Genomic DNA, 1,750 nt, shown 5'->3' with positions numbered 1-1,750 from the left:
AGCTGACGGTGGACGACTGGTAACAATCACAGCCAACTGGTTCTCTCCCAATAATCCTACTTGGCGAGAGACTTTTGTTAGGTGGCACTCGGAAGCACGAGTTTTAATGTCAGTCGGGGTTAACGGCAAGGTTTACTCAAAACATGGGACAACTATCGACACTCGGATTACAGTGATCGACAAAGTTCTGGCTGACTCCAGCGAAATCCCTTGTATTACTGAAACTTTGGATCTGCCTGAAATACTGGCATTAATTGAGCAGTTGCCACAGAGGTCTTCGTGGGAACGCTCAGATATCAAAGCTGCTGCGAGAGCAAAAGTTGTTCAATTGCCAAAACGTACTACAGTTGCACAACCAGAAACAGTTTCCTCTCTTCCAGACGACGTAGTAGTGCTGGAATATGAGGTTATCGAGTGGACGGCTAGTGAGGGATTGAAAGATACCCTATACGAAACCTATCGCCCACAAAGAATCCGAATCAAGGACGCTTTACCTCATCCCTCATTGCTTTGCGAAAGTGCAGCCTTAGCACTTGTCTCGCCACCAGCACCAACTTACAAACCGCATCTTCCTGGCAATATTATCGCACAAGGCTTGTTGTCAGAGGCACAGATTGAGAGCGTGATTTACGCAGGTCAAGCGCACTGTGAATTCCTGTCTGGGTCTTATATTGTGGATGATTCATGGGATAATGTGACTGTAGCGGCGACTGGCGAAGAAGATGCCGTAAAATTTCGTCGTGGCTGGTTCTTAGGCGATTCCACGGGTTCTGGTAAGGGGCGACAGGTAGCTGGCATTATCCTCGATAATTGGTGTCAGGAACGAAGAAAAGCAATCTGGGTATCAAGGAGTTCTGCACTGATTGAGGATGCAAGACGTGATTGGTGTGCGTTAGGCGGTAGCGAAAAGGACATTATTGATCTGGGCAACATCAAACTTGGCGACCCCATCCCCTTCACCCAAGGCATTCTCTTCTGCACCTACTCAACTCTACGTTCTCAAAAGAACGGTAAAAGTCGGCTCAAGCAAATTGTTGAATGGGCAGGCAAGGACTTTGAGGGAGCGATCGCCTATGACGAGTGCCACAGTATGGGCAATGCAATGGCTCAAGAGGGTAAACTCGGTATGGTTGCAGCATCCCAGCAAGGCATTGTTGGGCTGAGGTTGCAAAACGCATTACCGCAGGCACGGGTTATCTACGTTTCTGCGACTGGTGCAACTAAAGTCTCAAATCTCTCATACGCCAATCGCCTGGGACTTTGGCAGACTGGGGATTTCCCGTTTACCTCCCGTGAAGATTTTGTGGAATCCATTGAGGGCGGTGGTATCGCCGCGATGGAAGTGGTCGCCAGGGATCTCAAGGCTTTGGGACTGTATCTGGCGCGGAGCCTTTCATTCGAGGGGGTGGAGTATCAAACGCTCGAAATTGAGTTAACGCCGAGGCAGGAACGGAGCTATAACAGCTACTCCGATGCTTTCCAGGTTATTCATAATAATTTAGATAAAGCCCTGGAAGCTTGTAATATCTCTGGTTCCAAGACTTACAACCGTGCTGCGAAGATGAGCGCAGTGTCTCAGTTCGAGTCGCATAAGCAAAGATTCTTCAATCATCTGCTGACCGGGATGAAATGCCCTACCCTGATCAAAGCGATTGAGCAGGATCTAGCCCAAGGTCTTGCAATTGTCATTCAAATAGTTTCGACTAATGAAGAACTTTTGAAACGACGACTTGATGAAGTTAAGGCTGAC

General features: G+C 48.2%; 1 protein-coding gene. It reads left to right on the top strand.

Annotated features, from left to right (window positions below; translation table 11 throughout):
• On the top strand, positions 1–1,750 hold a 1,750-nt coding region (locus VB732_RS35600), incomplete at both ends, for a strawberry notch family protein (protein WP_323235502.1).

The organism is Nostoc sp. UHCC 0252, assembly GCF_034931145.1.
Lineage (GTDB): Bacteria > Cyanobacteriota > Cyanobacteriia > Cyanobacteriales > Nostocaceae > Nostoc.
The sequence above is the reverse complement of the archived record's forward strand: the minus strand, read 5'-3'. Positions and strand labels throughout refer to the sequence as shown.